The following is a 25697-nucleotide window of genomic DNA, read 5'->3' as shown; positions in this document are numbered from 1 at the left end:
ACCCCATGTGGCATGAGTCTGTCTTCTTATCTTAAATGTATAATTCGTTATCAATATCGATGATGGTGTCGCTAAAATTCAATATAGATGTCGTGTTGCTGTCCATCTCTCTCGACAGTGAGACTCAGCTCTGTCAAATCAGAAATCGACCTAAATATTTGCCCCATCGCCTTTGGATCGGTGAGGTCTAACCCATTCAGTTGCGTGGCTATATCGCCGCTTTGTAAACCAACCGACTGAAATAACTCTGGCTCTTTACCCGGGCTAACGCGATAGCCTCGTACTTTACCACCCTGCTTAACTTGGGATAGACGAACGTATTGGAATATCTGTTGTGGATCACGAGTAATCGTTTGTTTTATCTTGGCTAACTTATCACGAGCGCTTGATGGGTTGTTACCACGGACATTAGAAACGGTTTTTTTATTACTCGGTTCTGAAACAGAAAGCTTCTTATACTCTAACCCTTCGAGCATTAACGTCTCATCTCGTCCAGAGTTATCAATAATGACTCGATCGATCAATACCGCTTTCAACTTAGCGCGAGTGCCTTCAATTTCTTCATTGATACCGTATGTCGCTTGCTTACCGCGATTGGCTATAACCGCTAAACTGGTATTAGGGTTTGAACTTGCCACCGCACCCACGAGCACAAGATTAAGACGTGTTTTCGGCGCATCTTGCACAACAGGTTTAGCGATCACTTGAGGTCTTTTTTCATCATAAGCGCCAAACAGGTTGATACTTTGTAAGTCAGATAGATCCATCTGCTGCGATTGATGATTACCACGGTTTTGAGAGACTTGCGCTTTCCATGGGACTAGAGCTCCGCTTTGAGGCTGAACGAACCATATGATTTGCCCTAGTATCCAAGCAGACGCTGCGATTAAGACTAGTGTTAGTACAAAACTGATCTGTTGCTGGAGTGCTGGCCCGTTATTCAATAACCGCATATATAGCGGGCTACTATTGATTCCGCTTCCGAGCTCTAATCGTTTCAAAAATTCGATTCCTTCTTCATTCTTGGCTTTCTACCATACGCATATTAACCGCCAATTTTATCGCGGGTAAAATAGGGACGAACTATAACACAGTCAACAAATTAGGCTGAGAGCGAAGACTGAATTTGCAAGTAACCTTGAAAAATTTGATCGCAATCACCATTGTTAGCAGCAGTATATGACGATTCACCATCTCACTTAGAGGTACATTCGCGTTATGAGTTCCCCAACATCAGCAGTAAGGCTAGACAAATGGTTATGGGCGGCACGTTTTTACAAGACTCGTTCCGTTGCTCGTAACATGGTTGATGGTGGCAAAGTCCACTATAATGGTCAACGAAGTAAACCAAGTAAAATTGTTGAACTTGGGGCAGTTATCACTTTGCGTCAAGGAAATGAAGAAAAAACCGTCACTATCGAGAAAGTCTCTGATCAGCGACGAGGAGCACCAGAAGCTCAAACCCTTTATACAGAAACACAAGAAAGCGTGGCCAAGCGTGAGCAACATGCACAAGATCGCAAGTTACATGCCGTTAGCCCAAGCCCTGAACGCCGCCCTGATAAAAAGCAGCGCCGCAACATCATTAAATTTAAGCAACAATAAGCTGGATCGCCCTTATGACAACGAAACCAACGGCACAAAACGTTTTAAACCGCTACCTATTTGACAACCTATCGGTTCGTGGCGAATTAGTGCAATTAGACGAAACTTACCAACAAATTATATCTAGCAAAGAATACCCAGCACCCGTTCAAAATTTACTGGGTGAATTGCTAGTAGCCACTACTCTATTAACGGCAACGTTAAAATTTGAAGGTTCAATCACACTACAACTTCAAGGCGATGGTCCCGTATCTCTTGCGGTAATCAATGGCGACCACGATCAGAAAGTTCGTGGTGTCGCACGCTTTGAAGGTGATATTGCTGATGACGCTGGTTTACATGACCTTATTGGTAAAGGCCACCTAGTGATCACCATTACTCCGAAGAAGGGCGAACGCTACCAAGGTGTTGTCGGCTTAGAGGGTGACAACCTTGCACAAGTGCTAGAAGGTTACTTTGAGCGTTCAGAGCAACTTAAGACTCGACTATGGATTCGCTTAGGTGAACACCAAGGTAAAGCTCATGCAGCGGGTATGCTGTTGCAGGTAATGCCGGATGGAACAGGTTCTCCTAACGACTTTGAACACCTAGAGCAGCTAACCAATACTGTTAAAAATGAAGAACTGTTCACTCTTGAAGCAAATGAGCTGCTTTATCGCTTATATAATCAAGAAAAAGTACAAGTATTTACACCTCAAGATGTGGAATTTCATTGCGGCTGTTCACGTGAACGTAGTGCATCTGCCATCATGACGATTGCAAAAGAAGAAGTTTACGACATTCTTGCATCGGAAGGATCTATTTCTTTACATTGTGATTACTGCGGCACGAATTACACGTTCGACAAGAGCAACGTAGATACCATGTACAGCGATGCTGCCAGTGATAGCAACACTGTTCATTAATTTGCATAAATTAAGAAGCACATAAAACCCGTACTAAGGCCAGCATTTCGCTGGCCTTTTTTGTGATCCAAACCCAGTCATAGCAAGGCTTAAACGGCCAAATTCCTCACTTATTTTTTTGAAAGTAATAATCATTTAGCTCTAGCGCAAAGGATTGCGGACAGGATAAAATAATAGGCGCCAATATGTGACGAGACACTTAAATCCACGAATATGACATGGGTATTTTTTGAACTATATCCCTGTTTTCTCCCTATCTCGTTGTTAGCATGGTGAGCAGATTACAAAACAAAAATTATTACAAAATCCCTACAAAATATCCTACAAGGAGCACCTATGACCGTTATGGAACATACAAAGGCTGCACAAATCGATCTGACAAAACATGGATTATCTGGCGTATCTGAGGTTGTACATAACCCTAGTTATGACCAATTGTTTGCTGAAGAAACGCGCGAAGGTTTAGAAGGCTACGAAAAAGGCGTAGTAACGGAACTAGGTGCGGTTGCAGTTGATACTGGTATCTTTACTGGACGCTCACCAAAAGATAAATTTATCGTTAAAGATGAGACAACTCGCGACACGATGTGGTGGTCTGATCAAGGTAAAAATGACAACAAAGCTATCACCCCTGAAGTATGGGACGATCTAAAAGCGTTAGTCACTGAGCAGCTTTCAGGCAAACGTCTATTCGTACTCGATGGTTACTGTGGCGCGAACCAAGATACACGCCTAGCCGTTCGCTTCATTACTGAAGTAGCATGGCAAGCTCACTTCGTTAAAAATATGTTCATTCGCCCTTCAGAAGAAGAACTTGCTTCATTCGAACCTGATTTCGTTGTTATGAATGGTGCAAAAACCACTAATCCTAAGTGGAAAGAGCATGGTCTTAACTCTGAAAACTTCGTGGCTTTCAACCTAACAGAGCGCGTTCAAATCATCGGCGGTACTTGGTACGGTGGTGAAATGAAAAAAGGTATGTTCGCAATGATGAACTACCTACTTCCTCTAAAAGGCATCGCTTCTATGCACTGTTCTGCAAACGTTGGTGAAAAAGACGACGTTGCGATCTTCTTTGGTCTTTCTGGTACAGGTAAAACGACTCTATCTACCGATCCTAAACGTCAGCTCATTGGTGATGATGAACACGGTTGGGATGATGAAGGTATCTTTAACTTTGAAGGCGGTTGCTACGCGAAAACCATTCGTCTTTCAAAAGAAGCGGAACCTGACATTTACAACGCGATCCGCCGTGATGCACTACTAGAAAATGTGACAGTTCGTGGCGATGGCTCTATCGATTTTGATGATGGGTCTAAAACAGAAAACACTCGTGTGTCTTACCCAATTCACCACATCGATAATATCGTTAAGCCAGTTTCAAAAGCAGGCCATGCTCAGAAAGTTATTTTCTTAACCGCTGATGCATTTGGTGTACTACCTCCTGTTTCTAAATTGACGCCAGAACAAACGAAGTACCACTTCCTATCAGGCTTTACCGCTAAACTGGCAGGTACAGAGCGTGGCATCACAGAGCCAACACCAACGTTCTCTGCTGCATTTGGTGCTGCATTCCTAACACTTCACCCAACTCAGTATGCTGAAGTACTGGTGAAACGTATGGAAGCGGCTGGCGCGGAAGCTTACCTTGTCAATACTGGTTGGAATGGCACGGGTAAACGTATCTCTATCCAAGATACTCGCGGTATTATTGACGCTATCTTAGACGGTTCTATCGATGATGCTAAAACGAAGATTATCCCAATGTTCAATTTAGAAGTACCAACATCTCTACATGGTGTTGATGCCGAAATCTTGGACCCACGTGATACCTACGTTGATCCACTACAGTGGAGTAGCAAAGCTGAAGATCTAGCACAACGCTTTATCAAAAACTTCGCTCAATACACTGATAATGACGAAGGTAAAGCACTCGTTGCAGCAGGCCCTCAACTAGACTAAAACCAAGAAATCACGAGCAAGCCCCTCTTTTGAGGGGCTTTTTTTGTTGATGAAAGATCAAATTTGGGCCACTGTATCAATCTGAATATTGAAAAAAAGGCAATCAGGGAATGAATAGAGCCATTAAAGCAGTCATTGTTCTGCTTCTGCTGCTAACGGCCACGTTATGTGTGTTGATAGGCCTATTGCACACTCAGTACGCGACCCCGCTGGTTAATTCACTGCTCTCTTCTTATTCTCAACGGCTTGCCAGTCAACACACTAGCACTCAACACTCATCGTCTTCGATCCTGATACCGACCCATATTAAAAAAGTGACGTACGAGTTCCCAACTCACTTCACTCTGCATGACGTAAGTTTTGACAAAACAGATCTAAGCTATATTGATCAAGTGGATATCTGGCTGGACTCTCGCCTGATAAAAAAGGGCAAGCTTGCCATTGATAGCGTCTTGATTGACGGGTTAAGCCTACAGCAAGGCATCAACGCGACCCACCCACCAGAGAACGTCCTAGTTTCTCAATTAGCCATCAATAATTTGGATTATTCAGACGGTCATTTCAGTGCCCGTGGAATGAATATACAAATAGAAAAACCACTTTGGGCGCACGCCAACCAGATCATGCCATTTGGTAAAGTTCAGCTCAGTGCTGACCAGGTTTACTGGCAAGGTGAGGCGTTCAATCAACTGCTGATCAGCAGCAACTACAAGCAAGAGCGCAGCACTATTTATGGTCTCTCTTTCGAGTGGCGTGATGCTCAAATATCAGGACAAGCAGAACAGTTAAATGATCGTTGGTCACTCATCAATGTCACTCTCAATAAGCTCAACCTAAACCAGAAACAGGTAGAACGTATTCTTGCCAAGCCTTGGGAAAACATTGCTCCAGTGAATTGGGATCTTAATAGTGTCGACATCCTAAATAGCGATTTAGCTTTCAATGACATCCACCTTATTAATGTTGACGCCTCGATTGAAGATCTCACTTTTCCAACGAACATTTGGCAGCAAGACTCTGGATATTTATCACTCAATGCGGAAAGTGTTATTTATCAAGGAGAGCAGTGGATCGAGCCGAGTTTTCAAGCGAATTTCTTTCCTAATTCCATTAAGATATCGAATTTCAATGCCTCCTTACTTCAAGGGTTTGTTGCTTTTAATGGGAAATTCTCACCCAACTCTGCCAAGCTACAAAATCTCTCGATCAACGGTGTCAAATGGATAGCAGAGCAAGAGAACTCAACTCACTGGTTAGGCAAGCTTTTTCACGATTATCAATCACTCTCTATTGAGCAACTCAACATTGAACGTAGCCAATTTATTCAACTTGCGACTGAACCATTTTGGCAACTCTCAGGTATGAGTGCGGAAGGAAAGTCGTTAGAACTCATCAGGAAAGGTCGCCAAGGTGTCTGGAATGGTTCATTAACCATGAGTGCCAACAGTGCCAGCTATCAAAATATTGTGGCCTCACAGGGGCTCTTTGAGATGGAGAGTCAGCATGGTGACTGGCGGCTCAATCGCCTATTCTTCCCTTTACAACAAGGTTATATCGAAGCCAGCGCCACCATGGCATTTTCTAAGCCGAGTCAACCATGGCAACTTGAGATTGGTGTCGATGGGCTAGACATTCAACCTCTAGTTAAGCCTTTGAAGTTACCTTTTGAACTGCATGGTTTAGCTGAATTCGAACTCACCGCGTCAGGGCTCGCAGGAGATGAACTCATGTTCGCTCACTCTTTAACGGGGCAGCTGCAAGGCTCGATTCGAAATGCTGCGATTGCGAACCCACCTCAACAGCACATAGCACCGAAACCGCTGCCGACACAAGCCTCTCAGCCTCAAACTCAAACTCAAGAAGAGCTAAAAGAGGAACTAAAAGAGAAACTAAAAGAGAAACTAAAAGAGAAACTAAAAGAGAAACTAAAAGAGAATGAAACCATAACGTCATCAGCGGAGTTTATGGCTCAAAATGAGAAAGAGGTATCCGTCCCTGTAGAAATCTCAGATATTCAGATTCAAATGGATCGAGGGCGAATTAATGTCAATAAAATCACCATCATTGGGAGTGATATTGATGGGAAGATTGAAGGGCAATACGATCTAGCGTTACCAAATAAAGAGCAGGTTACGCTAGAGTATCAACAAGCTTGTCAGAAACACACTGGAGCGCTGACTTCTGATATTAGCCAAGCCGAAGATCAATGCTTAACGGATAATACCAATCACAGTAAGTAAATGGTCATAAAAAGCGTAGGAAAAATGCTTGAGAACAAGGCAGAAATTTTCGATAAGTAGTTATTCTACAATTAAAATTTCTAACGCCGTTATCGAGTATTTTAACAAGCTAGGATGACCAGTTATTTACTACGATTGGTATATTACCCCGCTCATTCAAGATTGATCCATACGGCCATCACTAATGAACTGGCCACTATCGTGACAAGGGCGCAATTATTATCATTGCGCTTACATGCTACTATTTAGCACCGCTTTGTAGTTGGGTAGCAGCATGTAAGTTCCAATAAACTGCACCGCCGCGACGTCTCCACTATAGATAGTGACATTGATAACAATCCGAGCTTTACGCCCTGAAGCCAGCCGATCCAAATCACCACTGATCCCATCTAAAGAAGTCATCGCAACGGGGCTCTCCTCAACGGGGTGGCGGTAACGAATATTGCTATCAGCCAACACAATATCCCCTTTCAAGTTACGCTCTTTCATCAATAACCAAGCCATCCCCCACCCCGTTAAAGTCGCGAGGGTAAAGGCAGAACCCGCAAACATGGTGTTGTGTGGGTTTAAGTTTGGATTGAGCTGCGCACTGCACTCGAATTGGTATCCCGTGTACTGGTTGATCTTGATTCCCATCTTGTCACTGATCGGAATATGATTCTCCCAGCGTTCTTGCAGTTCACTACACCATTCTGGCCGACGAAGCACATCTGCCATTGGATCGAGAGGTTTAATCATCTGTTGATGACGTACAGGCCCGCGTTGGTCATTCAAGTTGCCTTGGCTTTCAAAACCATTCTTCTCGTAAAATGAAATCGCATCTTCACGCGCACTACAAACCAGACGTTTAGCCCCTTCTTGACGTGCAAGCGACTCAAGGGTCACAAGGAGCAGAGATCCCATCCCTTTATTTCGAGCCGAGTTTTTCACCGCCATAAAACGAATTTGCCCTTCGTTATCGGGAGTGATGTAAAGTCGCCCAACCGCGATAGGTCGCCCACGGCCATCAACAATCATCCGATGGTGGCTCATTGGGTCATACTCATCTCGCTCTGAACCAATCGGCATCCGCCATGGTTCACGTAGCATCTGCCAGCGAAAATGGTAGTACTTGTTTAGCTGATTCTCCGTCTTTGGAGTAATAAGTTTAAACATGAAAATCCTTTTTTAGAAAAATCCTATTTACCGCTATACCTGCAACCAAAACGTCACGGGACCATCGTTAACTAATGATACTTTCATATCAGCAGCAAAGCGACCACGTTCAGTTGGCAATACTTGCTCACATTGATCAGCAAAGAAATCATACAAACGCTCAGCGTCGGCAGGGTGAGCGCCACGAGAAAATCCGGCTCGGGTGCCTTTCTTTGTATCCGCAGGCAAAGTAAATTGAGAGACCACAAGTACACTTCCATTGACTTGTTTTACATTCAAATTCATCTTGTCGTCATCGTCACCAAACACGCGATAATTCGTCACACGCTCCATCAAGCGTTTCGCTTTTGCCTCATCGTCATCTCTTTCTACGCCGAGCAACACCAATAAGCCTTGCTCTATCTCACCAACGACTTCACCTTCCACTTTAACAGCGGCTTCACTTACTCTTTGGATCAGTGCTATCACTGGTAATTCCTTCTTCTTCATCACTAATTATGGTCGAGTTTAGCACTTCTTGCTTCGAACTCCACTGAGCACTTTCGCCTAATGCTGCTGTAACTTCCGCCCCAATTAATACAATCAACCAACATAAATACACCCACACAAACAGGATAGGAATTGCGGCTAATGCGCCATAAATCAATTGGTAAGAAGGAAACTGGGTTATATAAAGGGCAAAGCCTTTCTTACTCATCTCAAAAAGCAGTGCCGCCACTAATGCACCCATCACCGCATGGCTAATGTGTACCTTCTTATTTGGAACCAACAGATATAAGCCAACAAAAGTACTTAAAGAGAGGATAAAAGGCAGCCAGCGAAGTAATGTGTGATATACCCCAGAGATCGTTTCACTCTCCAGAAAGTTGAGAGAGGTCACATACGATGTTGCCGCAATACTGGCACCAATCAGTACAGGACCAAGCGTCAATACCATCCAGTACATTGAAAATGAAAAGACAGCGCGGCGTTTTGCAGTCACTCGCCAAATGTAGTTAAGATTCTTATCAATATTCGAAATCAACATTAATGCCGCAATAAACAAAAATGCAGCGCCAACTGCCGTCATTTTCCCAGTATTGGCGACAAATTCGGTTAATGCGCCATGAACCGCATCTCCCGCCGCAGGGACAAAATGAGTGATGATGAATTTTTGTAATACCACGCCTACATTCTCAAAAACTGGAAATGAAGACAGTATCGATAACAAAACAGTCAGCAGTGGCACAATCGAAAGCAGCGTAATGTAAGCAAGGTAGCCCGCATTCACATTGACTCGGTCATGGCTCATTCGCGTGAGCAAATAGCGTCCAAATGGCACCAATTGCTGTGTAATCTGTTCGATTCTCAACTTGTATCTCCCAAATAACTCGTTCATAGTCTTATTAATAATTGATTATACCTATGTATGGAGAAATAGGATGCCCTACGTACTTATCATTCTGCTATCAGTTTTTACGTTAAGTGGATGTCAAAGCGCATATTACTCAGCAATGGAACAAGTCGGCTACCATAAACGAGACATCATGGTCGATCGCGTTGAGGATGCCAAAGAGTCTCAACAAGATGCTCAACAAGAGTTTACCAGTGCTCTCGAAGCGTTATCAGCACTGACCAAATTTGACGGAGGCGAGCTTGAGGCTATTTATAATAAAATAAATGATAAATACCAAGACAGCGAGCAAGCGGCACAAGATGTTCGCAATAAAATAGCCGCTATCGAAGATGTTTCTGATGCGCTGTTTGATGAATGGCAAACCGAGTTAGATTTATACACCAGCAGCAAATTACGTCGTTCAAGCGAACAAAAGCTACGTGAGACCAAAACCTCTTACACGGCGATGCTGAAAGCAATGAAACGTGCAGAGCAAAAAATGACACCCGTGCTCAATACACTGCGTGACAATACTCTCTACTTAAAACATAACTTAAACGCGAGTGCGATAGGCTCACTTCAAGGAGAGTTTATGTCATTGGAGCAAGATATTAGTTATGCGATTAAACAGATGAATACCGCTATCGCAGAGTCCGATAAATTTCTGAAAAAGTTGAATGCTAAATAACTGGGCTGTTGAATAGCAGGTCTGTTAGATAACGGGTCTACTAAATAACTAGACGGCTAAATAACTAGGCGGCTAAATAGCGAAATCTCTGAACAGCAAAATACGAAAACAGCAAACAACATTATTTATAGGCAAAGTGGACGCGGCATAGAATGTTTGTCGCGTTTACTTTAGCAATCGTATTGTTCCACTGATGGTACGTGCAATTCAGCCAGAATAAATTCCACTCTTTCAGCGACACTTCCCCACGGTACATTCACCACCTCATAATCAAAAGCCTGATAAACCTTAACTAACTTCTGATGGATCTCTAACGCTTCCGTAAACGGGTGAGGACGCACGTCATCTTGGACGTAAATCTCACGCTGCGGTGCACAAAGAAATACTTTTTGATGGTAGCCCAAACTCTCGCTACGATACGCTTCACTTACCTCAATCTCTCCCTGCTCCAAATAAGCACAAATATCAGGGATCGCTCGATCCATAATGCTCATCTTTGCATCGGCTAATGCGGCCCGCTTTTGTTCCGCCATCAACTCTAAACACAACTCAGCGAATGCGGGTAAATCCGTCCACGGTAATACTCCATCATCCAATTGGCTCTGTTGCTCAATCAGAGTGCGTGAACCTTCAGAGTAGACCTTAAAGCCACAAGCTCCCAATGCATTGGCTAATGTCGTTTTTCCTGCACCAGGGCCACCTGTAATAACAATAGGCTTCATATCGTATTTCATCTATTTGCCTCAATGTAACGCACATTGATTAGTTAAAAAAAAGCCCCGCTATTTCTAGCAGGGCCTTAGATTTTTGCTTACGCGTTTAACGAATTACTTCGCTGGACGGCTTGCACGTTTACGTTCGTTTTCAGTAAGAAGACGCTTACGAATACGAATGCTTTCTGGTGTTACTTCTACTAGTTCATCATCATCGATGAATTCTAGAGCTTGCTCAAGTGTGTACTTGATAGCAGGAGAAAGCGTTTGAGCTTCATCAGTACCAGATGCACGTACGTTAGTTAGTTGCTTACCACGTAGACAGTTGATAGTCAGGTCGTTTGCACGGTTATGAATACCGATGATTTGACCTTCATATACTTCGTCACCGTGCTCTGCAAATAAACGACCACGATCTTGAAGGTTGAATAGTGAGTAAGTTACTGCTTTACCCATACCGTTCGAGATTAGTACGCCGTTTGCACGTTGACCAATTACACCACCTTTGTGATCGCCGTAGTGATCAAATGAGTGGTAGATAAGACCAGAACCAGACGTCATTGTTAGGAATTCAGTTTGGAAACCGATAAGACCACGAGAAGGCATCATAAAGTCCATGCGAACACGGCCTTTGCCATCTGGTGCCATATCAGTTAGTTCGCCTTTACGAACACCAATACTTTCCATGATTGCACCTTGGTGCTCTTCAACAACATCGATAGTTACCGTTTCAAACGGTTCCATTAGCTTACCATCTTCTTCTTTGATGATTACTTCTGGACGAGATACTGCTAGCTCGAAACCTTCACGACGCATGTTTTCGATAAGGATAGATAGGTGAAGTTCACCACGACCAGAAACGCGGAAACGGTCTGGGCTATCTGTTTCTTCAACACGTAGTGCTACGTTGTGTACTAGTTCTTTTTCAAGACGCTCAAGAATGTTACGTGAAGTAACGAACTTACCTTCTTTACCCGCGAACGGAGAAGTGTTTACTTGGAACGTCATTGTTACTGTTGGTTCATCAACAGAAAGCGGAGTCATCGCTTCAACTTCGTTTACGTCACAGATAGTGTCTGAAATTTTCAGCTCACCAAGACCTGTGATTGCAATGATGTCACCAGCATTCGCTTGTTCAACTTCGTGACGCTCAAGACCTAGGTAACCAAGAACCGTACCGACTTTACCGTTACGTTTCTTGCCATCAGAGCCAACGATTGTAACTTGTTGGTTAGGTTTAACTGAACCACGAGTTACACGACAAACACCGATAACACCTACGTAAGAGCTGTAATCTAGTTGAGAAACTTGCATTTGTAGTGCGCCATCAAGGTCAACTTGTGGAGCTTCTACTGTATCAACAACCGCTTGGAACAGTGGTTCCATGTCTTCGCCAACAACGCCTTCTTCCATTGTTGCCCAGCCATTTAGTGCTGATGCGTAAACAGTAGTGAAGTCTAGTTGCTCATCAGTAGCACCTAGGTTGTCGAATAGGTCAAAGATTTGATCCATAACCCAATCAGGACGAGCGCCAGGGCGGTCAATCTTGTTGATTACAACGATCGGTTTAAGACCGTGTGAGAATGCTTTCTGTGTAACGAAACGCGTTTGAGGCATTGGGCCATCAACTGCATCAACGATCAGTAGAACAGAATCTACCATAGACATAATACGCTCAACTTCGCCGCCGAAGTCCGCGTGTCCAGGAGTATCTACGATGTTGATACGGTAATCGTTCCAATTAATTGCTGTGTTCTTAGCAAGAATCGTGATGCCACGTTCTTTTTCGATATCATTCGAATCCATGACGCGCTCTTCAGCTTCACCACGAGATTCAAGTGTACCTGATTGCTGTAGCAATTTATCAACCAGAGTTGTTTTACCGTGGTCAACGTGCGCGATAATCGCGATATTTCTTAACTTATCAATCTGTGGAGTAGACATGGATTTTCGATTCACTCATAAAAAGTAGCCGCAGGAGTGCCGCCAACTGATTTAAAAAACGGTCAATAATATACCAGATATTCTGCAGAAACCCAAAAATATGTGATCTGAATTGAAATTTTAATTTCTTATCCACTCCAAAAGTGACGAATAACACACATATAAGCGCCCTTTCTTATAAAAAGTGGATTGACAATATCTGCAAGAAGATGCTGAATAGTATGCGTTTGTGATTCATTTTAGTGCACCATCAATAATCCGCACCAAAATAGTGCACCTCAGGATCATCTTGGTGCAATAGAAGATAAAAACAAAAACACAAACGCTTCAAATCAATGAAATTAAAGGAATAATTTTTTTGGCACGGTTTTGGCTTACTCTTTATGTAAGCTCATTAAGAATAGTCAGCATCGATTAGTTCTATGCAAATGGTCATTAATCAATGCCGATTACTATTTACTCTTAATGAATAGAATCGCACCCAATATCGATTTAATAACACTGGAGGTTATCCACGATGTCAGTAGAAAATGTTCTGTCGCTAATCCAAGAAAACGAAGTTAAGTTTATTGACCTACGCTTTACCGACACAAAAGGTAAAGAGCAACATATCTCAATTCCTTCTCACCAAATTGATGCTGACTTCTTTGAAGACGGTAAAATGTTTGATGGATCTTCAGTTGCTGGCTGGAAAGGAATCAACGAATCTGACATGGTAATGATGCCAGATGCAGCAAGTGCGGTTTTAGACCCATTCACTGCTGATCCAACACTCAACATTCGTTGTGACATTCTTGAGCCTGCAACAATGCAAGGCTACGATCGTGACCCTCGCTCAATCGCAAAACGTTCTGAAGAATACCTACGCGCAACGGGTATCGCTGATACCGTTCTTGTTGGTCCAGAACCAGAATTCTTCCTATTTGATGATGTAAAATTCTCAACAGATATGTCAGGTTCTTTCTTCAAAATTGATGACGTAGAAGCGGCATGGAATACTGGTGCTGATTTCGAAGGCGGTAACAAAGGTCACCGTCCTGGCGTTAAAGGTGGTTACTTCCCAGTAGCTCCTGTTGATTCATCTCAAGATATTCGTTCTGCAATGTGTCTAGTAATGGAAGAGATGGGCTTAGTTGTTGAAGCACACCACCATGAAGTAGCGACGGCGGGTCAAAACGAAATTGCGACTCGATTCAACACGCTGACGAATAAAGCAGATGAAACTCAAATCTATAAGTATGTGGTACATAACGTAGCGCACGCTTTCGGTAAAACAGCGACATTCATGCCAAAACCACTCGCTGGTGATAACGGTTCTGGTATGCACGTGCATATGTCTTTAAACAAAGACGGCCAAAACTTATTTGCAGGTGACAAGTACGGCGGCCTATCTGAAATGGCACTTTACTACATCGGCGGTATCATCAAGCACGCTCGTGCAATCAACGCATTTGCAAACCCAGCGACGAACTCGTACAAGCGTCTTGTTCCTGGATTCGAAGCGCCTGTAATGCTTGCTTACTCAGCACGTAACCGTTCTGCATCTATCCGTATTCCAGTCGTGCCAAGCCCGAAAGCACGTCGTATTGAGCTACGTTTTGGTGACCCAGCAGCGAACCCGTACCTTGCATATTCTGCAATGCTAATGGCTGGTCTTGACGGAATTAAGAACAAGATCCACCCAGGTGAAGCGATGGACAAAGATCTATACGACTTACCAGCAGAAGAAGCAGCAGAGATCCCAACAGTAGCGGAATCTCTAGATATCGCGCTGAAAGCACTAGATGCTGACCGTGAATTCCTGACGGCTGGCGGCGTATTCTCTGATGACTTCATCAGCTCGTACATCGACCTTAAAGCGCAAGACGTTGAAAAACTGAACATGGCGGTACACCCACTTGAGTTTGACCTGTACTACTCAGTATAACTCTAGCAAGTATCGTGCTTGGCTTAGTTGCTTAGTTGCTTAGTTGCTTAGTTGCTTAGTACCTAGCTTAAAATACAAATGAGCGTCGGTATACCGTCGCTCATGTAACATGTAACTAAGCCGATTAAAATTTCAGGCTCGCCTCGCAGGCGGGCCTTTTTTGTATTTTCCTGATCTCATATCCCCATTAGCATGGGTTCTGTTTTATTTCTTAAACAGCCAAAGCCAAGCATTTATTGCCTTCAACTCAATAATGGCACGCTTGAAATGAATTCACTTTCGTCAGGAAAAGAGAATATGAAGTCTATAGTCGCCATCATCAGCCTAATACTTGCTTGGTCAATACTGTTCATCAGGCCAATAACGAGCCATGCTCAAGAGGTTTATACTTGGGAGGATGAGAATAACGTTATCCACTTTAATGAGAACGCGTTGAATGCTAAAAGCCTGACAATTACCCTTCCAGATTACCAAGCCGAGCCACCAGCGCCCGAAATAGAGAACATCGCCACCAACGCTATGCCGAGTGAAACACCAAATGAACACAAGGTTAAGGCCAACGACAACATAGTAAAATATGTGAAACCGCAGCCGGCTAAACCAGAGCGGTTAACTATCACTCTCAGCGCACCTCAACATGAAGAGACCATTCGCAGTACCCGAGGTACTATTCCAATAAGCGCACAGATAAACCGAAAACTAGGCATCGGAGAACAACTGCAACTCATGCTTAACGGCAAACGTTATGGAGCGCCGCAAATCCAGTCAAATTGGGTCTTAAAAAATATCGACCGTGGTGCTCATACTATTTCAATTCAAGCAGTTAGAAGCGGCAAGCTTATTGCATCGACTACTCCTATCACGGTGTATTTACATCGTGCCACGGCTAAGTAGTGTAATTGCAAGATAACTAAGCTAAATATCGGTTTAATCGCCTCTGTATTTACTTTTTCTTCTTGTCTTTATAAGCCATACTGAGATCGCACTGCACAACTTTGGTGCATTGCCCTCAAGTGGATCAATAGACAAGGATGCTGTTTTGAATTCTGAATTAACCAGTTCGATTATTAATAATATGGTCACGGCTACCTTAATGCTCGACGACGGCCTGATCATTCGCTACGCCAATCCAGCCGCGGAGCAACTTTTTTCTCAAAGTTCAAAACGCATTGTCGATCACCCACTGTCTCAATTAATTCAACACGCCTCTCTGGATCTTGCTCTGCTCACTCAACCATTACAGAGCGGCCAAAGTGTCACTGATAGCGATGTCACCTTCGTGGTCGATGGTAAACCACTCATGCTCGAAGTGACGGTGAGTCCACTCTCCTGCCAAGCTCCTCACTCCAACAAAAAGGCATTAATGCTGTTGGTTGAAATGAGAAAGATCGATCAACAGCGACGTTTAAGCCAAGAGTTAAACCAACACGCTCAACAACAAGCCGCCAAATTACTGGTTCGCGGGCTGGCTCATGAAATCAAAAATCCTCTTGGTGGGTTACGAGGCGCTGCCCAATTATTGGAGAAAATGCTACCTGAGCCTGAGTTGACCGAATACACCCAGATCATTATTGAACAAGCAGACAGGCTTCGAGTGCTTGTTGACCGCTTACTTGGCCCTCAAAAACCGGGACAGAAGAAGAGCGAAAATCTGCATTTAATTTTAGAGAAAGTCCGCCAGCTTGTAGAGTTAGACATTAATGCGGATGTACGTATTGAGCGAGATTACGACCCTAGCCTGCCCGATATTTTGATGGACACCGACCAAGTTGAGCAAGCGATGCTCAACATTGTGAGTAACGCGGCTCAAATACTGTCGAACCAGCCGCAAGGCATTATCACCATCCGCACCAGAACAGTGCATCAGGCCAACATTCACGGGCAACGGCACAAGCTTGCGGCACGGATTGAAATTATCGACAACGGCCCAGGTATTCCTAGTGAGCTACAGGACACACTTTTCTATCCAATGGTCAGTGGCAGAGAAGGCGGAACCGGGTTGGGTTTATCTATCTCACAGAATTTAATCGATCAGCATCATGGGAAAATTGACGTCGAAAGCTGGCCCGGTCATACGATATTTACGATCTATTTACCGATTTAATTTCACTCAGGATACAAAAATCCAATATCACTTAATAAATCACTGAGTTCACCAAATTTGCTGCAAGGAACAAAAGATGAGTAAAGGCTACGTATGGGTTGTTGATGATGACAGATCGATTCGCTGGGTAATTGAGAAAACCCTCTCTTCCGCCAATATAAAATGCGAAACATTTGCCGACGCTGAAAGTGTATTAATGGCATTAGAACGCGAAATACCCGATGTCTTAGTGTCCGATATTCGCATGCCTGGAATGGATGGTATTGACCTACTCAACCAAGTGTCACAGCGCTGCCCTGATCTGCCCGTGATTATTATGACCGCGCACTCTGATCTTGATGCGGCGGTGAACGCTTATCAAAAAGGGGCTTTTGAGTATCTACCAAAACCATTCGATATCGATGAAACACTCACCTTAGTCGAACGCGCCATCGCACATAGCCAAGAACAAAAACGTTCTCACTCAAACGCAGAAGCCTTGAATACCAATACACCTGAAATCATAGGTGAAGCCCCTGCCATGCAAGAAGTATTCAGAGCGATAGGTCGACTGTCCCGCTCTTCTATCTCCGTATTGATCAATGGCGAATCAGGAACCGGCAAAGAACTCGTGGCTCACGCACTGCATCGTCACAGCCCTAGAGCTGACAAACCCTTTATTGCATTAAATATGGCCGCTATTCCAAAAGATCTTATTGAATCAGAATTATTTGGTCACGAAAAAGGGGCATTTACGGGAGCCAACAGCGTTCGCCAAGGCCGCTTTGAACAGGCAAATGGCGGCACACTATTTCTGGATGAGATTGGTGACATGCCTCTTGATATCCAAACTCGCTTGTTGCGCGTGTTATCCGATGGCCAATTCTATCGAGTCGGTGGGCGATCACCTGTACAAGTAGACGTCAGAATCGTTGCCGCCACCCACCAACACCTAGAGCAACTCGTTAAAGCCGGAGATTTTCGCGAAGATTTATTTCACCGTTTGAATGTTATTCGGATCCATATTCCAGCGTTAAGAGAGCGTAAGCAAGATATCGAAAAGCTAACACAGCACTTTCTTAGCATGGCCGCAGAAGAGTTAGGTGTCGAAATAAAATCGCTGCACAAAGAAACAGTCGAGGTACTCAATACGCTCGCTTGGCCGGGAAACGTCAGACAATTAGAGAATATTTGTCGTTGGTTAACCGTAATGGCAAGTGGCAGTGAAATTCTACCCAGCGATCTACCGACTGAATTAGTCGATGACAAGAAAATGACCGCTCCTGACTCAGATGCGAGTTGGCAGCATCAACTCACTACCTGGGCCAAAAATTCATTAGCTTCTGGAGAAACAGAACTACTTTCTTATGCACTTCCTGAGTTTGAACGTATACTGTTAGAAGCCGCATTGGAGCACACTAATGGTCATAAACAAGATGCCGCTAAAGTTTTAGGCTGGGGGCGCAATACACTTACTCGAAAACTTAAGGAACTGTATTAGCTTTATAGACCGTTAGCTTTAATAGACCGTTAGCTTTTAGGCTATGAGCATATTAGGTCATTAGCATTTTAGATCATTAGCTTTATAGGCTATTCGTTTTATAGACTGAGCTCTCGCTTCTACTGATTGCTCAGTCAAAACAGTCGATTGTTTTTTTTGGAATGATAAACTTACAGAATGATATTCCTACAGATGAATAGTGCATGTCCATGATAAAAAAAATTACGCTTAGAACTGCTCTCGTTCTCCCCACTGTAATGATTTTAATAATTACATTTGGCGTAATTGTGTTTGTCCAACAAAATAGCTATGAAAAAATGGTCAATGATATAAGTACCAAGCAACTTACGTCACTCACCGCCAACGTCAACAAAAGCCTATTCACCTTCCTCCATGAACCATTTAATGCCAGCTTAGCTCTCAGTCATAACATCGGATTCAATCAGCTTTACCAACCAAATAACATCGAACCACTACAGAGCTACATGCATGCGGCTTTTTCCAATCTCTACCGAAATATCCCTCAATTAGATGCTCTCGGTTTTGGCTCAACACGTTTAGAACATATCACCTACCGGAAAGAAGCCAACAATGGCTACACGCTTATTCTTCAAGATGAGCGCACAGACAGAAACCTCGTCGTTTATCGTGGAAGTAAAATCAGCCAAGATATTCGTTCCATTATTTCTAACTATGATTCTCGAACCCGCCCTTGGTATACGCCGGTAGCCAAAACTAAAAAACCAATATGGTCTTCGATTTATGCTAATGCCGATGAAAGGCAAGAAATAACGCTCTCTGCGCTCACCCCCGTTTTTACTGATGATGCATTTCAAGGCGTATTTGTAGCCGATATCAAAATCAATACGTTCAATAAGTTTTTGCAGAATCTCAAAGAAAAACACAATGCCTCTTTTTATATTTTTGATCAGGACCAACGTTTAGTCGCGCATTCCAGCAATGGCAGCGTTGTCTCATGGGGGACGCCTACCACAGAGAAAGGTCACCGACTGCTGGCGACAGAAAGTAGTAACCCGATAATCAAAATCAGCTCTAGCTACATTAATGAGAACAAACTCGACCTCAATAGTGGCACCCAGCGGTTCCAGTTTAATGTCGATGGCGAGCGTTACTTTAGCCAAACCACCCCTTTTAAGGACGAATATGGTCTTACTTGGTTTATTAGCACCTCCATCTCTGAGTCCGATCTGTTAGGTGACCTGCCACAGGATCAGAAAAACAGTTGGTTAATGGGGGTGATTGTGGGCTTATTTGGTATTGGGATGGCGATTCTAGCTCTCAATAGAATCACAAAACCCATCACATCAACTGCAGATTCAGCGAAACAACTGGCGAAAGGAGATTGGGACAGCACCATGCCTCAGCCTGGGTATATATACGAAACCAGTATGTTGGTGTCTGCATTTAATGAGATGTCGAATAATCTTAGAGCCTCGTTTAAAGCGTTGAGGGATCAGATTCTCATCGACCCGCTCACGAAGTTATATAGCCGAGATGGGTTAATTGAAACCAGTTCAGCATTTGAGGCAACCTCAGGGTTTCTGCTACTCATCGGTATTGATCGCTTTAGAGATATCAACGAGAGCCTTGGGCACCACAAAGGCGATCAGCTATTGGTGATGATTGCTGAGCGCTTAAACGCCGTCTCTGAGTATGATTATATTATTGCTCGTCCAGGTGGTGATGAGTTTGCGATCTATCTTCCAAACGCAACCCAGCAAGAAGAGGTCACACTGTTTGCCCATACCATACTGCAAATCTTCAACTCAGCTTTTGTATTACAAAGCGAGAATGTCGTCATTAATGCTTCCATTGGAATTGTTGAAACGTCATCAAACCAAAACATGATGCTTTGGTTACGTAATGGCAGCATTGCATTAAGCCTTGCCAAGAAAGACATCACACACATTACGATATATAGCCCTGAAATGGCCGATGTCTCTCGTAACCGAACCAAAATGATGACAAAAATTCAGTTCGGCTTAGCAAATGATGAGTTTGTTCCCTTCTACCAACCGATTATCGATCTCGCCACAGGAAACGTCATTGGAGCTGAAGCACTGGCTCGGTGGATAAGCTCTGACAATGAAATCATTTCTCCAATCGACTTTATTCCATTAGCCGAAGATACCGGGTTGATTGAAGGGATTGGGCAGCAAATACTTGAAAAAACGTGCCATGACACTGCACACGCCATCCGCACCAGAAAATGGCCAATTAACTTCCAGATTCACGTCAATGTTTCAGTGAATCAACTCTCTAAACCGACGTATATTGATGATGTAAAGCGAATCATTCATGAAACAGGGCTTTCTGAATCGAACCTAACCTTAGAGATAACGGAGTCTCGCATTGCTGATAGTGACCCGATGGTGATGCAAAATATGCGTACTCTCAAAGAGATGGGAATAGGCATCGCCATTGACGACTTCGGAACTGGGTACTCTTCTCTCGCTTATCTACATAAGTTACCGTTCAACTGTCTTAAAATAGATCGCGCTTTCATCAAAAAATTGGATAGTAAGAATTTAGACAGTTCAATTGTTGCCGCCATCGTGAATATCACGAAGGGATTTAAAGTCAATTTAGTCGCGGAAGGCGTTGAAACTGTACAACAAGCTGAATTACTCGCGCAACTTCATTGCCCTCAAGTACAAGGTTTTCTGTACAGTAAGCCAGTGCCACTTGATGAATGGCCAACAGATTTAGTTAACATGAATTAGAAAACAGCACTTTGGGCTGATTTTCTAGACATTGAGTACTGACACTTAGGTCAATCATTTTTATACTTACGCTAACTACAGCGATCTGGAATCACAATAATGATAACTAAAAATCTGCCCCTAACTGACTTGCACCGCCACCTTGACGGTAATATCCGTACTCAAACTATTTTAGATTTGGGCCAAAAATTTGGTGTTGCACTGCCTGCTTACGATGTTGCAGCCTTAACACCTCACGTTCAGATTGTTGAAGCTGAGCCATCTCTTGTTGCCTTCCTTTCTAAGTTAGATTGGGGTGTGGCTGTTTTAGGTGATCTTGATGCTTGCCGCCGCGTCGCTTACGAAAACGTTGAAGACGCTCTTAATGCTCAAATCGATTATGCTGAACTTCGCTTTTCGCCTTACTACATGGCGATGAAGCATAAACTTCCAGTTGCTGGTGTGGTTGAAGCAGTGGTTGATGGTGTTGAGGCAGGCATGCGCGATTTCGGCATCAAAGCGAACCTGATTGGTATTATGAGCCGTACTTTTGGTACCGATGCTTGCCAACAAGAACTCGATGCTATTTTGACTCAGAAAGATAAGATTGTTGCTGTCGATCTTGCTGGTGATGAGCTAGGTCAACCGGGTGATCGTTTCGTATCTCACTTTAAACAAGTGAAAGATGCAGGCCTAAACGTAACGGTTCACGCTGGTGAAGCTGCGGGTGCAGAAAGCATGTGGCAAGCGATTCAAGAACTTGGTGCAACGCGTATTGGTCACGGTGTAAAAGCGATTCACGATCCAAAACTGATGGATTTCTTAGTTGAAAACCGTATTGGTATCGAATCTTGCCTAACGTCTAACTTCCAAACAAGCACCGTTGAATCTTTGGCTAACCACCCTGTGAAACAGTTCCTTGACCACGGTGTTATGGCTTGTCTAAATACGGACGATCCTGCGGTTGAAGGTATTGAACTTCCATACGAATACGAAGTGGCAGCACCTCAAGCTGGGTTGACTCCTGCTCAAATTCGCCAAGCACAAATCAATGGTTTGGATCTAGCCTTCATCTCTGATGCAGAAAAAGCAGAGCTACGAGCTAAAGTGGCTGACCGCGCTTAATTTTTACGGTCATCGTCGATAAGGGTTAAATGCTTTATCGACGGAAACAAAAATGCCAGCATCGTTGCTGGCATTTTTATTGGTATAAACTGAACTCAGTAATAATCGATTAAATCACTCGTGAGAACTGCTGCTGTCTTGCTCGACTACGTAAGTATTTATCAAAGCACATACAAATATTACGGATCAACAAACGCCCACGAAGCGTCACTCTAATTTCAGTGTTATCCACTTCAACCAATTCATCATCGATGAATGTTTGTAGCAGTTGCAAATCTTCAGCAAAGTACTGATTAAACGTTACTTTATACTCAGATTCAATCATACTCTTATCAAGTTTAAAGTTACAAATCAGCTGTTTAATCACTTCACGACGCAGTAGATCATCGCTATCAAGAGCGACACCTTTCCATAGCGCATGACGCAATTCATTCACTTGAGCATAGTACTTTTTCAGCTCTTTCTGGTTTTGTGCGTATGCATCACCAATCATTGAAATCGCTGAAACACCAAACCCAACCAGATCCGCTTCACCTTGAGTGGTGTAACCTTGGAAATTACGGTGCAAAATACCTTGGCGTTGAGCAACAGCCAATTCATCGTCAGGCAGAGCAAAGTGATCCATACCAATAAATTGATACCCAGCGCCTGTTAGTGTACCGATGGTGTCTTGCAAGATCGCCATTTTCTCTTCAGCTGCAGGTAAATCTTCATCTTTAATTTTACGCTGCGCTGCAAATAACTGCGGCATATGAGCGTAATTAAACACCGACAAACGACCCGGCTTCATATCCAGAACTTGAGACAAGGTTTCCGCAAATGACTCTTTCGTCTGTTTTGGCAAACCATAAATCAGATCTAGGTTAGTTGAACGGAAACCTAACTGCTTCGCGCGTTCAACCATTGCAATGATGAACTCTTCATCTTGTTCACGGTTTACGAGTTGCTGAACTTCTTTATTAAAATCTTGAACGCCGATACTTAGGCGGTTAAAGCCTTCACTGCGTAAGTGATCCAATACATCCAGCTCAATTTCACGAGGGTCAACTTCAATACTAATTTCAGCATCTGCATCAAAGTTGAACTCTGCACGTAGAATCGTCATTAAACGAGTAATTTGAGCCTTAGTTAGGAATGTCGGAGTACCGCCACCAAAATGCAACTGAGTAATACGACGTTCATTTAACAGTGACGCACGCAAGCGGATCTCATGTTCAATAACGTCCAGATACTCATCCGCTTTGTGAGAGTGGCGAGTAATCACTTTATTACAACCGCAGTAATAACAAAGCTTATGGCAGAAAGGAATATGCACATATAGCGAGAGCGGGCGCTCAGGATACTGCGTGCATGCCATATCGTAATCAGCAATGGTGAACGCTTCATGAAACTCAAGAGCGGTCGGGTATGAGGTATAACGAGGGCCGGAGTAGTTGTACTTATCTAAAATAGCTTGATCCCAAACTATTTGTTGGCCGGATTCAATTTGCTGACTGGACATGGGGTTTTCCACTTAAAACTAGGACGGGTTATTTTGCCACACGACCATGGCAGACGTTGCCTGGCAAAAAAGTTTTTAGATACAAATATTCAGAAATGCTAGCGTGATCACTTCATAAGATACCCCTAAATGAGTATCTAAAGTAACCAATAGTTAGACCATCTGAATATTGATCTGATTATTGAGCGGTTTGACTTGTTCTTGCAGCTGCTTTAACTCATCAACAACAGCGTCATTCAAGCGCGTTTCTGCTTTATGTCGTTCAAGGTTTTGCTTCATTCGCTCAGATTTTTGTATCTCTTGGCGACTTTCACCGCGAGCCATATCTTTTACAACGTGGTACAACTCTGAAATAGCAGGATAGCGCTGTTCAAAATCAACACGCTGCTCACCTTGAACGTAATCCATAATGCAATAAACGCGAATGCTAATTTCCGATAAGTCACACTCACCCTGAATACCCGCTAAACATAAGGTATTCACATTTTCATAAATATTAGCATTACGTTTATTGATCGCTAAAGCTTGGTGCTGCTGTTGCAGCACCTTTTGCTTTTTGATTTGAAGCAGAAGGTAACCCGCATAAGCAGCCAAAGCCACAATAATGACTCCACCAACAATCGCTAATAAGGTTACATTCATCAGGCTTCTTATCCTTTAAAATCGTTTAAATTGATGTCTTCAAACTGAGAAAGCAGATCTTCATCAGAACTTGATTTCTTAGGTTGTGACTTCGGCTCAATGGCATCAAGTTCAGCCAGTTCAGCTTCTGACATCTCCTCATCAGAGAATTCTTCACCAAAATGCTCATCAGACTCATCCGATTCAGGTTCCATCAAACCAAGTTGATTCATCAGAACTTCGATACGATCTAATTTCTCATCAACATACTTCTGCAAACCAGCACCTAGGTTTTCACCCATTTCAATGCGATCGATAAGTACATTAAGTTGAGCATCATTCTCAAGCATTTCAAGTTCTTGAGCAGCAGAGATCTTACGCTCTTGCTTAGTCAGCTTCTTCTTAGGCTCGATGATTAATGGGATCTTTTTCTTGCTGCCTAAACGAGGGTCACGTGCTTTTGCTGCACTTTGTGCTTTTGCATCGCTCACTTCAGAGTTACGGTTACCCGTTTTTAGACCTTTACGCTTTTTAATGCGTTTTTGCTCACGACCTTGTACATTTGACTCTGTACGGTTACGAGTTACAACGACTTCACCACCGCTTGATGGTCCTACTTTTCTAGATTTTTTATTACGGCTCATTACTGGGCTTTCCTCAGTAAAATTACATCATTACCAATAAATTCGAGTTCGAGCTTATCCCGCTCGGCCAAAAACTGGAAAGTTTGACGGCTAAAAAAGACTACATGCGTAAGGTCATTTTTATAGTGCCAGCTAGCAAACGCATCTACGTCTATTACTAGCTTAGTCATTAAACCAATCCAGCCACCAGGCTTAACTAAATTCAACCATTTCTGCCACACTTGATTGGGCTCATATAAGTGCTCAATCACTTCTGTGGCTGTCATAAAGTCATACACTTTATCTAACACCTGAGTCTCAGGGTGATAGTAAATATCGTATAACTCCATATTGTGCCCCGCTTCTTGTAACATTAAAGACAATGTCGGTCCTGGGCCACAACCAAAATCTAATCCACAAGATGGTTTTTCCAACCTTTCTAATAAAGGAGTGGAGACGCGTGATAAAAAGCGTCGATATCCCATATCTTGGGGATCATTGTTATGTAGATCGTAGTGAGCTTTTTCAACTTTAGCATCCAATCTTTGTTCAGGTGGAACAAAAACCAAATGACAACGTGAGCACTGCAAGTACTCTCGATGTTTATCTTCAAAATAGTGAGAAATATGACTACTGGAGCATAAAGGACAAAAATTCATTAACACATCCTCAAACAAGGATGCGAAACATACCAGAAACTGGCTTTATAGTGGAGAGGTATTGAACATTTTTTCATCAGATAAAGAAAAAAAATCCACATCTCGACCATCGCTGCCGATTTCAATCAGGAGAGGTAGGAAAAATAGGACGCCTCGACAATCAAGAGGAGAATTCACATGATAAAAAATGACAGATGCCACACACGAACAGCTCCGAGATGAGGCTATGGTTCTAGATCTGGTTTTGCTTCTGGCTTTAAAAAAAGAAAACGCCTCTACCAGTTAGCAGCGGTTAGCTACCACCAATAAAGGCGTATCTGTAATACTATGCTCGAGCGATATTGTTA

Annotated in this window: 21 protein-coding genes; 11 read left to right on the top strand and 10 right to left on the bottom strand. The window is 43.3% G+C overall.

Annotated elements, in window-relative coordinates:
• Positions 1 to 71 precede the first annotated feature (71 nt).
• Positions 72 to 1001 carry a type II secretion system protein GspC gene (gene gspC / locus OCV39_RS00495; protein WP_040887159.1) on the bottom strand — a complete coding sequence of 310 codons (930 nt, stop codon included), beginning with the start codon at positions 999 to 1001 and terminating at the stop codon, positions 72 to 74.
• Between the two features lie 217 nt (positions 1002 to 1218).
• Between gspC and hslR the strand changes: the two genes are divergently transcribed.
• The 4 genes from hslR (at position 1219) to OCV39_RS00475 (ending at position 6712) form a co-directional block, all read left to right on the top strand.
• Positions 1219 to 1605: a ribosome-associated heat shock protein Hsp15 gene (gene hslR / locus OCV39_RS00490; protein ID WP_113796182.1), complete on the top strand. Its 387-nt coding sequence runs from the start codon at positions 1219 to 1221 to the stop codon at positions 1603 to 1605.
• A gap of 14 nt (positions 1606 to 1619) precedes the next feature.
• Positions 1620 to 2510 carry an Hsp33 family molecular chaperone HslO gene (hslO, locus tag OCV39_RS00485; protein ID WP_113796180.1) on the top strand — a complete coding sequence of 297 codons (891 nt, stop codon included), beginning with the start codon at positions 1620 to 1622 and terminating at the stop codon, positions 2508 to 2510.
• Between the two features lie 336 nt (positions 2511 to 2846).
• The gene (gene pckA / locus OCV39_RS00480) at positions 2847 to 4472 is read left to right on the top strand and encodes a phosphoenolpyruvate carboxykinase (ATP) (protein ID WP_017052072.1); all 1626 of its coding nucleotides are present in this window, start codon (positions 2847 to 2849) and stop codon (positions 4470 to 4472) included.
• A gap of 110 nt (positions 4473 to 4582) precedes the next feature.
• Positions 4583 to 6712 (top strand): AsmA family protein, encoded by a 2130-nt coding sequence (locus OCV39_RS00475; protein WP_261888704.1) that lies wholly within the window; start codon positions 4583 to 4585, stop codon positions 6710 to 6712.
• A 231-nt stretch (positions 6713 to 6943) separates the two neighbouring features.
• On the opposite strand, the gene OCV39_RS00470 is transcribed toward OCV39_RS00475, so the two are convergent.
• From OCV39_RS00470 to OCV39_RS00460, 3 genes are read right to left on the bottom strand one after another with little or no spacing between them, the layout of a single operon-like run.
• Positions 6944 to 7867: a bifunctional GNAT family N-acetyltransferase/hotdog fold thioesterase gene (locus OCV39_RS00470; RefSeq protein WP_017053830.1), complete on the bottom strand. Its 924-nt coding sequence runs from the start codon at positions 7865 to 7867 to the stop codon at positions 6944 to 6946.
• A gap of 33 nt (positions 7868 to 7900) precedes the next feature.
• A complete protein-coding gene (dtd, locus tag OCV39_RS00465) occupies positions 7901 to 8335 on the bottom strand; it encodes a D-aminoacyl-tRNA deacylase (RefSeq protein WP_261888703.1) in 435 nt (144 codons plus the stop codon).
• A complete protein-coding gene (locus tag OCV39_RS00460) occupies positions 8307 to 9245 on the bottom strand; it encodes a virulence factor BrkB family protein (RefSeq protein ID WP_017053832.1) in 939 nt (312 codons plus the stop codon). Before OCV39_RS00460 ends, dtd begins: the two co-directional genes overlap by 29 nt.
• A 43-nt stretch (positions 9246 to 9288) precedes the next feature.
• Here OCV39_RS00460 and OCV39_RS00455 point away from each other — a divergent pair, with 43 nt between their 5' ends.
• Positions 9289 to 9930, top strand: a complete 642-nt coding sequence (locus OCV39_RS00455) for a DUF2959 domain-containing protein (protein WP_017053833.1) — start codon at positions 9289 to 9291, stop codon at positions 9928 to 9930.
• Positions 9931 to 10100: 170 nt separating this feature from the next.
• Here OCV39_RS00455 and OCV39_RS00450 read toward each other — a convergent pair whose 3' ends face one another.
• Positions 10101 to 10652 (bottom strand): AAA family ATPase, encoded by a 552-nt coding sequence (locus OCV39_RS00450; RefSeq protein WP_261889457.1) that lies wholly within the window; start codon positions 10650 to 10652, stop codon positions 10101 to 10103.
• Positions 10653 to 10757: 105 nt separating this feature from the next.
• On the bottom strand, positions 10758 to 12587 hold the full coding sequence (typA, locus tag OCV39_RS00445; RefSeq protein WP_113796172.1) for a translational GTPase TypA: 1830 nt from the start codon (positions 12585 to 12587) through the stop codon (positions 10758 to 10760).
• A 517-nt stretch (positions 12588 to 13104) separates the two neighbouring features.
• Here typA and glnA point away from each other — a divergent pair.
• From glnA to add, 6 genes are all read left to right on the top strand, one after another.
• Positions 13105 to 14514 carry a glutamate--ammonia ligase gene (gene glnA / locus OCV39_RS00440; protein WP_017053836.1) on the top strand — a complete coding sequence of 470 codons (1410 nt, stop codon included), beginning with the start codon at positions 13105 to 13107 and terminating at the stop codon, positions 14512 to 14514.
• A 297-nt stretch (positions 14515 to 14811) separates the two neighbouring features.
• Positions 14812 to 15408 carry a DUF4124 domain-containing protein gene (locus OCV39_RS00435; protein ID WP_261888702.1) on the top strand — a complete coding sequence of 199 codons (597 nt, stop codon included), beginning with the start codon at positions 14812 to 14814 and terminating at the stop codon, positions 15406 to 15408.
• A 145-nt stretch (positions 15409 to 15553) separates the two neighbouring features.
• Positions 15554 to 16618, top strand: coding sequence for a nitrogen regulation protein NR(II) (glnL, locus tag OCV39_RS00430; RefSeq protein ID WP_113796166.1), 1065 nt, complete (start codon positions 15554 to 15556; stop codon positions 16616 to 16618).
• A gap of 76 nt (positions 16619 to 16694) precedes the next feature.
• Entirely contained in the window at positions 16695 to 18098 is a 1404-nt protein-coding gene (gene glnG, locus OCV39_RS00425; RefSeq protein ID WP_261888701.1) for a nitrogen regulation protein NR(I), read from the top strand.
• Between the two features lie 203 nt (positions 18099 to 18301).
• Positions 18302 to 20842: a phosphodiesterase GepA gene (locus OCV39_RS00420; protein ID WP_261888700.1), complete on the top strand. Its 2541-nt coding sequence runs from the start codon at positions 18302 to 18304 to the stop codon at positions 20840 to 20842.
• Between the two features lie 99 nt (positions 20843 to 20941).
• Positions 20942 to 21946 (top strand): adenosine deaminase, encoded by a 1005-nt coding sequence (gene add, locus OCV39_RS00415; protein WP_017052127.1) that lies wholly within the window; start codon positions 20942 to 20944, stop codon positions 21944 to 21946.
• Positions 21947 to 22055: 109 nt separating this feature from the next.
• Here the strand turns inward: add and hemN are convergent, their stop codons facing one another.
• The 4 genes from hemN to OCV39_RS00395 all read right to left on the bottom strand — a co-directional run bounded on the left by hemN (position 22056) and on the right by OCV39_RS00395 (position 25350).
• Positions 22056 to 23447, bottom strand: a complete 1392-nt coding sequence (hemN, locus tag OCV39_RS00410) for an oxygen-independent coproporphyrinogen III oxidase (protein WP_017052126.1) — start codon at positions 23445 to 23447, stop codon at positions 22056 to 22058.
• A 153-nt stretch (positions 23448 to 23600) separates the two neighbouring features.
• Positions 23601 to 24089, bottom strand: coding sequence for a DUF2489 domain-containing protein (locus OCV39_RS00405; RefSeq protein WP_171756986.1), 489 nt, complete (start codon positions 24087 to 24089; stop codon positions 23601 to 23603).
• An 8-nt stretch (positions 24090 to 24097) separates the two neighbouring features.
• Positions 24098 to 24712 (bottom strand): Der GTPase-activating protein YihI, encoded by a 615-nt coding sequence (yihI, locus tag OCV39_RS00400; RefSeq protein WP_261888699.1) that lies wholly within the window; start codon positions 24710 to 24712, stop codon positions 24098 to 24100.
• The gene (locus OCV39_RS00395) at positions 24712 to 25350 is read right to left on the bottom strand and encodes a class I SAM-dependent methyltransferase (protein WP_017052123.1); all 639 of its coding nucleotides are present in this window, start codon (positions 25348 to 25350) and stop codon (positions 24712 to 24714) included. Before OCV39_RS00395 ends, yihI begins: the two co-directional genes overlap by 1 nt.
• Positions 25351 to 25697 lie beyond the last annotated feature (347 nt).

The organism is Vibrio cortegadensis, assembly GCF_024347395.1.
GTDB lineage: Bacteria > Pseudomonadota > Gammaproteobacteria > Enterobacterales > Vibrionaceae > Vibrio > Vibrio cortegadensis.
This window is presented reverse-complemented; position numbering and strand designations above follow the sequence as displayed.